Origin of the sequence: Methylotenera sp., from assembly GCF_029946165.1 — a bacterium.
Taxonomy (GTDB): domain Bacteria; phylum Pseudomonadota; class Gammaproteobacteria; order Burkholderiales; family Methylophilaceae; genus Methylotenera.
This window is the reverse complement of record NZ_JAQSDZ010000026.1, coordinates 108,248-116,807: the sequence shown is the minus strand read 5'-3', so window position 1 is coordinate 116,807 and position 8,560 is coordinate 108,248. Positions and strand designations below refer to the sequence as shown.

7 protein-coding genes and 2 tRNA genes are annotated in these 8,560 nt (G+C 37.6%); all 9 read right to left on the bottom strand.

Annotated elements, in window-relative coordinates:
* The coding region (locus tag PSV17_RS13830; RefSeq protein ID WP_300483707.1) for an AAA family ATPase at window positions 1-2,338 on the bottom strand (2,338 nt) is incomplete at its 3' end.
* Between the two features lie 61 nt (window positions 2,339-2,399).
* Window positions 2,400-3,227, bottom strand: coding sequence for a restriction endonuclease (locus PSV17_RS13825; protein WP_300483705.1), 828 nt, complete (start codon window positions 3,225-3,227; stop codon window positions 2,400-2,402).
* Between the two features lie 311 nt (window positions 3,228-3,538).
* Window positions 3,539-3,615 (bottom strand) — tRNA-Met (locus PSV17_RS13820).
* Window positions 3,616-3,772: 157 nt separating this feature from the next.
* The gene (gene ychF / locus PSV17_RS13815) at window positions 3,773-4,858 is read right to left on the bottom strand and encodes a redox-regulated ATPase YchF (protein ID WP_300483704.1); all 1,086 of its coding nucleotides are present in this window, start codon (window positions 4,856-4,858) and stop codon (window positions 3,773-3,775) included.
* Between the two features lie 166 nt (window positions 4,859-5,024).
* Window positions 5,025-5,600 (bottom strand): aminoacyl-tRNA hydrolase, encoded by a 576-nt coding sequence (pth, locus tag PSV17_RS13810; RefSeq protein ID WP_300483719.1) that lies wholly within the window; start codon window positions 5,598-5,600, stop codon window positions 5,025-5,027.
* Between the two features lie 68 nt (window positions 5,601-5,668).
* Window positions 5,669-6,277 (bottom strand): 50S ribosomal protein L25/general stress protein Ctc, encoded by a 609-nt coding sequence (locus PSV17_RS13805; protein WP_300483701.1) that lies wholly within the window; start codon window positions 6,275-6,277, stop codon window positions 5,669-5,671.
* Window positions 6,278-6,377: 100 nt separating this feature from the next.
* Window positions 6,378-7,328, bottom strand: a complete 951-nt coding sequence (locus tag PSV17_RS13800) for a ribose-phosphate pyrophosphokinase (RefSeq protein ID WP_300483699.1) — start codon at window positions 7,326-7,328, stop codon at window positions 6,378-6,380.
* Window positions 7,329-7,501: 173 nt separating this feature from the next.
* Window positions 7,502-7,578 (bottom strand) — tRNA-Gln (locus PSV17_RS13795).
* A gap of 18 nt (window positions 7,579-7,596) precedes the next feature.
* Complete coding sequence (gene ispE / locus PSV17_RS13790; protein WP_300483696.1) at window positions 7,597-8,481, bottom strand: 4-(cytidine 5'-diphospho)-2-C-methyl-D-erythritol kinase; 885 nt, start codon at window positions 8,479-8,481, stop codon at window positions 7,597-7,599.
* Window positions 8,482-8,560 lie beyond the last annotated feature (79 nt).

Genomic DNA, 8,560 nt, shown 5'->3' with positions numbered 1-8,560 from the left:
CAACTTTATTAATGCTTTCACATAATGCTTCAAATTGATCTGAGTCGTTGCTATTAATTTTCAGCAATATTGTCCTAGCAACCTTCTTCATTTCAGGAACATCGACTGGACTCATACTTCTATCAAGCATCCCCCCGAGATGAGAGTATTCATTATTAATTCTATCTGTAATAATTGGGGAATTTAAATCACCAAAAAACTTTTCAAGTTTTAATTTATCAGATGTTGAATTTGGATATTTGTAAAATAAAAATGCTTCAAGAAATTTTCTCGCATTATTGCCGAAATTATAGAAACAGTCGTGATTTTCTTCATGGCTACCATCTGCTTTTGCACAGTTATATAGCTCTTTAAATAAAAAATTAAATTCTGTAACATAATCTTTTAGATAGCTAGGCATCTTTTTAAGATGACTATTCTCATAATTTCGCTCAATAATAAAATGCGCTCTATGATGAGAACTATTATCAGAAATTCGTTTAAGATATTTGAGGAAATCTAAGTTATGAGTTGATATAAATAGCTGTTTGAAGCTATCTGGCTGAACAATTTCAGTTGAGATCAAACTGAATATAAAAAATATATGATTACTATCTAGACTTGATATTGGGTCATCTATCCATACAATAGGCTTACTATTTTTTGTTTCAACATCATCCAATTTTGCTATGAAATAACAAAATGCAATTAAACTACATTCTCCTTCACTGAGATGATGTGCTTTTATATTTTTCCTTATAACTTCAAATCTTTTTCCAGTTTCATCTTCAATTGCTTTAATTGATAAGAAAGCATGTCCAAAGTAATTGTTAAGATAGTGATTTACTCGGTCGGCCGCTTTGCCTTCATCTTTGAGTTGGTCTTTTAAAGACTGAATCTCTTGTTTTAAAGTTTTTATATTCTTATTAGTTTCATCAAATGCTAGTTTCTGGGAGCTTTCTTCTGTAGCCAAAGAATTTACATTTTCTAATTCAGACTGATAATTAATAGCTTCTATAAATTCAACAACTTCTTGTAGTCTAAGTTTATTCTTAGCATTAGCCTGAGTTGAAGAAAGTGTGTTGGTAAACAAGTTAGATTTGATTCTTAAATCTTCATAAGAGCTCACAATGCTAGACAAGGCTTCAGAGTTGTCATTTGTAAGTTCAAACACAGTTGGTTGCGAAATTTTTAAAAGTCTTTCGGATAATTGTTTTTTTATGCTCTTAAGATTCTTTTTGTATTCCTTTAATTCTAGAGCTAAGGAATCTTTTAGACTTTGAATTTCAGAGGTGAATTTTGAGTAAAAAGACTTGGGATCAATGGATAAATAAGTATCCATACCTAAATTTTCATTATCAATTTTGATTATTAATTGTTCAATATCTTCTCTTAAGTTTTCTGACTCTTTATTAAAGTGGTTATCAAGTTTTGACCATAATTCATGAGGAATTTTATTTCCACAAAATCCACATTCAGTCCTTTTGTTTTTATGAAGGCTTATGCCTTTTCTAGCCCAGTCTTCAAGCAAGCTATCATTTAATAAATCTTGAATAGCTGTTGTGATTGAAATTTTCTTTTCTACGAGTTCTTTTGCATTTTTATTCAAATCAATAAGTTTAAGAGAGTGTAATACCGTTTCTGAAATTTCTGGTTTTTGCTCTTCTTTTAATAAAAGTCTAAAGGATTGAATCTGATCTTCATCTAAAGCAACTAAACTTGTTTCTAATGTGAGATTAATATCTTTTTGTAATTTGGTGATTGTGTAATTCTGATCATAATTGTGTTTGCTATATTTAATACCCGAATTTCTATCGGTAGCTTTTTTATCAAGCTTATTATTTAAGCTAATTTTTGCTTGTGATGCTGTTGTAGAGGAGTTATTTAAACTATTCTGTTTGACTAACAACTCAGCATATAAACCAGTATTTAATAACTCTGAACCAAGAGTCACTTCTTTTTCTTTAACTTTTATTTCAATATCATTATTTATGCTACCAATTGCAAAAGATTTTATGCTGTCATCAGGGTTGTATATGAAATTTAGATTTTCACGGACAAAATCTTCATTAAATACTCTAATGACCTGATTATGATTTTTTAGATTGGTATGTGCTACATTTTGATTGTTATGAATATTGACTATAAATTCAGGATTTAAATACTTTTCTGACAAATGTCCTGTTTCTAATGCTCTTATTATTCTTGAAATAGTTGTTTTACCAGAATAGTTTCGGCCATAAATTATATTAATTAACTTGAATTCAGAAATAGTCCCATCGTTTTCAATAACTGAAGTATCCCAATCAAAGTTATTGAAAGTCGCCATGTTCTTTATAGATTTAATTTTTTTTATCATTGGTTTCTCTTAATGATATGCAATCTTACTAACTGGATATTTCTCTAACAAATTCCTTCAGTTAACTCGTTCCCCTACACCTTGGATATGCAGAACACCCCCAAAACTCATTTCCAGCATTGGCACCTTTCCTAGCTATTCTTTTAACCATAGCCGAGCCACACAAAGGGCACTGAGGGCTTGTAGTTACAGATTGCTTGAGTAAACTGGGTTTTACTATATTAGGCTGCACCTGAACCTCTGCAATCATCTTTGAGAGCTCTGATCCATCAATTAACCAGATAGGCTTATCTTCAGCAAACAATCTAGCTTCAGCAGTGTAATTACCGCTACTCACAAAGATACAATCATTAGCTCGTTCTGATGTCATTGCACCATACAGTTCACGGATTAGTGGCACACCTATTGAGAATGTTTTCCACCGTTTGCATTGCACGATAGACTTCTTACCATTTTTAGTAAGAACAAGATCAATACCACCATCAGCACCGCCACCACCATTTTCTTTAACCTCAAATCCTTTTCGTCTAAAGGCTTCACCTACTAATAATTCAAAATCTTGCCATGACATATCACGGATTGAATCAATACCAGTTTGTTTATCTACCAACTTAATTCTATGTTTATTTTTAAATGATGAAACACAAGCACCAATGATAAAAATAACAGGAAATATATATTGAAGGACTTTAGAAAAGTTAATGAAGATTTGTTTAGGAAGAGAGTTAGTGACTGACTGTAAATCAGAAGAAAGTGGAATAGCTTGAATAGCAAAATGGTGAAAAATGAAATAACTGATGAGTGCAATAAGTAAGCTGACTTTCCAATTTATAGAGGAGGCAATATCTAGCAAATCTTCAATAGGGGAAGTCTTTTTTTTGCGAGCCATAAATGATCTTTTTTAATTAGTATTATTCAGAGCATTGTCTTTCTTCTGTGAAGAAAAGTAAACCTTGAAGGTTTGTTTAATGAGATTTTGGGCAGAAAAGGGGTGAAACCTTGGTGGGATTTTCATTTCGGAAGATGGGAAGGGTGTTGCCAAACTGTTGCCAAATTACTTTTTAAATCTTCCAAAAGTGAAAGCTTGGGAAATATCACTTAACTAAAATATCCTTAAAGTGTTCTAGTGTTGCCAAATTGTTGCCAAAAAATAAAATTTAGATAAAAAAAGGGGCTCCCATCGCTGGAAGCCCCGTAGAATGGTGGTGAAAGAGGGACTTGAACCCTCGACCCCAGGATTATGAATCCTGTGCTCTAACCAGCTGAGCTACATCACCTTTTAAATCGGTTGCCAAAACTTTAGCAAGGGCGCAATTCTAGTGGTTTAGGCGCAAATTGTCAAAGCTAGTTTGCAATTTACGCTTAACTTTTTACGTTGATGCGTTTGGAGCTAAACTTTAGCTCTCACGCAGCTATACCTTGAATCTTGCTAAGCTAAACATTAAATCTAAAGTGCATCACATCGCCATCTTGAACGATGTATTCTTTGCCTTCTAAGCGCATTTTCCCTGCTTCTTTGCTGCCTTGTTCGCCTTTGTTTTTCACGAACTCTTCGTACTGAATTACTTCAGCGCGAATGAAGCCGCGTTCAAAGTCTGTGTGAATCACACCTGCGGCTTGTGGAGCGGTAGCGCCTTTTTTAACTGTCCAAGCGCGTACTTCTTGCACGCCAGCGGTGAAGTAAGTTTGTAGGCCTAGTAAATCGTAAGCGGCGCGAATTACGCGGTTTAAGCCTGGTTCATCTTGACCTAGTTCTGATAAAAACAATGTTTTATCTTCTTCGTCTAGCTCAGAAATTTCGCCTTCAATTTTTGCGCAAATACATACCACTGGTGAATTTTCAGCTTTGCCTAACGCTACTACTTTATCTAACAGCGGGTTGTTTTCAAAGCCTGATTCATCTACGTTTGCCAAGTACATAACAGGTTTAACTGTAATGAGGCAAAGCGGTTTTAGTAGCTGTAGCTCGTCGGCGTCTAGGTTGAGTGTGCGAACTGCTTTGGCTTGGTCTAAACACGGCACCACTTTTTCTAACACTTTTAAAAGTGCAATGGCGTCTTTATCGCCGCTTTTAGCTTTTTTGCTTTCGCGTTGCATGGTCTTTTCTACAGTTTCCATGTCGGCAAGTGCAAGTTCAGTGTTAATCACTTCAATATCTGAGAGTGGGTCAATTTTGTTTGATACGTGAATCACATTTGCATCTTCAAAGCAGCGTACCACGTGCGCAATAGCATCGGTTTCGCGGATGTTAGCTAGGAATTTATTACCTAAGCCTTCGCCTTTTGATGCGCCTGCTACCAAGCCAGCAATGTCTACAAATTCAACAATTGCAGGTTGTACTTTTTGCGGTTTTACAATGTCGATGAGCGCTTTCATGCGCGTATCGGGCACTTCTACGATGCCTACGTTTGGCTCAATGGTGCAGAACGGGTAGTTTTCTGCCGCAATACCCGCATTGGTAATGGCGTTGAATAGTGTGGACTTGCCCACGTTTGGTAAACCAACAATTCCGCATTTCATATATGTCCAATCAATTGTACTTTGTCATTTCGTGCTTTGGCGTATGAATAATGCGCTTTAGCACATATATTCTTACGGACAAGACCTTTACGGTCTGAAACGGAATCTAGCGCCTTTAAATGCAAGCCACTAGATTCCGACTTTCGTCGGAATGACATCAGTATGTTTATTTTTTAGTATGCAATTTTAACATTGCGCTTTCAAAATTACCTGCAAGAAATAAATCTATAAGCTTGGTGCTTTCATACACCTTTTCATCTATAGCGGCTTGCTCGTCTTTTGTTGCTGCTTTTAGCACAAAATTAATCACTTCATTTCGATCACCTGGATGGCCAATGCCTAATCGCAAGCGCCAGAAGTCTTTTGTACCAAGTGCCGCTTCAATATCTTTTAAGCCATTGTGGCCACCATGGCCGCCACCAACTTTGAGCTTTAAACCGCCTGCTGGTAAATCAAGTTCATCATGAATCACTAATATTTCAGCAGGTGTAATTTTGTAATAATTAGCTAAAGCGGCTACTGATTTGCCGCTGCCGTTCATAAACGTAGTGGGTTTAAGTAGCCAAGTGTCTGGCTTAGCGTTGAGCTTGCCAACTACGCCGAAAAACTTGGCATCCAAAGTTAATTTACTATTGGTTTGTGCGGCGACTTCATCTATCCACCAAAAGCCCGCGTTGTGACGCGTTGCGATGTATTTCTCACCGGGGTTACCCAAACCAACGAATAATTTTATGCCACTCATCATGCAATAGTACCAATAAAAAACGCGCACTTCATAGTAAAGTGCGCGTTAGTTAGCATACTTATAAATTAAGCTGCTGGTGTTTCTTCGGCGGCATCTGCAACGCCACCACGTGTTTTAGCAATAGCTGCAACAGCTGCGTCAGTACCATGAGCTAATTGAACAAACTCAACGCCTTTTGGCAATTTAATTTGTGACAAATGAACAGAGTTACCCATTTCTAGACCAGCTAAATCAATCTCAATGAACTCTGGCAAATCTTTAGCCAAGCAACTTACGTCAGCTTCAGTCAAAATGTGAGCAACGATACCGCCGCCAACTTTAACGCCTGGAGCGATGTCAGCATTGATAAAGTGGAATGGCACTTTAACGTGGATTTTTTCAGTAGCACTTACACGTTGAAAATCAATGTGTTGAATAGTGTTGCGAACTGGGTGCATTTGGAAATCACGTAACAATACGCTTTCTTTTTTACCATCTAGGTTCAGAGTTAATACTGAAGCATGGAATGCCTCATGGCGGAACTCTAAGAACAATTCTTTAGCGTTAATTTCAAGTGTTACAGCCTCTTTACCTGCGCCATAAACAACACCTGGAACTGTACCTGCGCGACGTAGACGGCGGCTCGCACCCGTACCTTTAAGATCACGCTTTACTGCATTAATTTCGATAGACATTTTACTACTCCTAATTTGATACTACTTTTACTGCTAGGCTTTTGATGGCCTTACTACACAAAAACTGCACACCGCGACCAGTATGCAGGGTTAAAAACTTTTAATCCATAAACAATGAGCTAACAGAATCTTCACTACTAATTCTGCGAATCGTTTCAGCTAATAATTCAGCTGTGCTTAATTGGCGAATTTTTCTGCAGTTGGCTGATTCAGCACCAAGCGCAATGGTGTTGGTCACCACTAATTCATCTAATTCAGAATTCATAATACGTTCAGCAGCACCGCCAGATAATACTGGGTGTGTTGCGTATGCGATTACTTTTTTAGCGCCAAATTTCTTAAGTGCGGCGGCGGCTTCGCATAGTGTATTTGCGGTATCCACCATGTCATCCATAATCACGCAGGTACGGCCTGTTACATCACCAATAATGTTCATCACTTTAGCAACGTTTGGCTTAGGACGGCGTTTATCGATAATCGCTAAATCAGAATTTAATTGTTTAGCCGCTGCACGCGCACGGACTACCCCGCCCACATCAGGCGAAACGATCATTAAATTTTCATGATTTTGCTTTAATAAATCTGTTAGCAAAATTGGTGTGGCGTAAATATTATCAACAGGAATATCAAAGAAACCTTGAATTTGATCTGAGTGCAAATCCATTGTTAATAAACGATTAACACCAACACCGGTGAGCATATTAGCAACAACCTTAGCGGTAATTGCTACACGCGCTGAACGCGGACGGCGATCTTGTCGTGAGTAACCAAAGTAGGGGATAGCAGCAGTGATACGGCCAGCAGAAGAACGACGAAGCGCATCTACCATGACCATGACTTCCATTAGGCTGTCATTGGTTGGGTGGCTTGTTGATTGCAATACGAATACATCTTTACCACGGACGTTTTCAAGCAGTTCTACAGTGGTTTCACCGTCGCTAAATGTGCCAACGTGTGCTTGACCAAGTTCAATGCCTAAGTGCTTAGCTACTTCTTGCGCAAGCACTGGATTAGCCGTGCCTGTAAAGACCATTAAGTTGCCGTTAGACATCTGTTGATTTTCCTATTAAACCGTGCCTGTAAACACTGTGCTTAAAGCCTCAGCACAAACTATCAATTAAAACTTGGTAACAATAACTTTAAAAAAATAAAAAGCGCGTAAATCAAAAATCTACACGCTTTGTATTTTAAGCAAAAGCAGCTTTAATTCTGCTTTCTAAATTTTGGCTGAGGAGGAAGGACTCGAACCTTCGGATGCTGGGATCAAAACCCAGTGCCTTAACCAACTTGGCGACTCCCCAATATTTTAATCAGTCTAATTAATTAACCATATGGTTATCCATAAGATTTATTAAAGGGTGCTGACTCAACCCTTTTGCAACAAATCCCTGAATGTTTTTAGGTTTTTTGTTGCATATTTCTACCGCAGTTTTTTCATCGGCTACTTCTAAAAAAACCGAAGCGCCTGATCCACTCATTCTTGCATCGCCAAATTGACTGAGCCAATTTAAACAACCCAAAACAGCGGGGTATTCACTGCAGACTATTTTTTCTAAGTCATTTATAAAATCAGCATTTAAATTACTTACTGTTAATTTAGCCGTCCCAGAAAAGTCCGACATTGTCTTAGGATTCGTATTTTTTGTCAATTGCTTATTGGCAAATATTTGTGCTGTTGACACATGTATATTCGGATTCAGCACAACATAGTATGAATCGCGTAGATTAATCTCGGTTAATTGTTCTCCAATACCTTCTGCCCATGCATTTTTGCCAAAAATGAAGAAGGGCACATCGGCGCCTAATTTCAATCCTAGTGACATCAATTCTTTACGACTTAAGTTAAGTTGCCACAAACTATTTAAAGCTAATAGCACCGTTGCAGCATCTGAGCTGCCACCACCTAAGCCGCCGCCCATAGGGATGTGCTTCTCGACTAAAATATCTACGCCAAGTGTGCAATGGGTATGTTGCTTTAATAGATTGGCTGCACGCACACACAAATCTTGTTCTGCTGGCACACCAGCTACATCATTGACGCGCTTTACAATGCCGTCAGTGGTAGACTTAAGTTTTATGGTGTCATACAAATCAAGTAGACGAAAAACCGTTTGTAGCAAATGGTAACCATCTGCCCGTTGACCTGTAATGTGGAGGAATAAATTAACTTTTGCGGGTGCTAAAAATGATTGAAATTCTTGCATAGGCCAATATTTTAACGCAAACAGGCTGTAATGAGGTTGGGGAAATTAACTTTAAGCGCCATCTTTAATTTTTTTAGAT

What these genes read in the sequence shown, in the direction of transcription:
- pth (WP_300483719.1), bottom strand. Translation starts at nt 5,600, where the DNA reads ATGAGTGGCATAAAATTATTCGTTGGTTTGGGTAACCCCGGTGAGAAA.
- PSV17_RS13805 (WP_300483701.1), bottom strand. Translation starts at nt 6,277, where the DNA reads ATGTCTATCGAAATTAATGCAGTAAAGCGTGATCTTAAAGGTACGGGT.
- ispE (WP_300483696.1), bottom strand. Translation starts at nt 8,481, where the DNA reads ATGCAAGAATTTCAATCATTTTTAGCACCCGCAAAAGTTAATTTATTC.
- ychF (WP_300483704.1), bottom strand. Translation starts at nt 4,858, where the DNA reads ATGAAATGCGGAATTGTTGGTTTACCAAACGTGGGCAAGTCCACACTA.
- PSV17_RS13825 (WP_300483705.1), bottom strand. Translation starts at nt 3,227, where the DNA reads ATGGCTCGCAAAAAAAAGACTTCCCCTATTGAAGATTTGCTAGATATT.
- PSV17_RS13800 (WP_300483699.1), bottom strand. Translation starts at nt 7,328, where the DNA reads ATGTCTAACGGCAACTTAATGGTCTTTACAGGCACGGCTAATCCAGTG.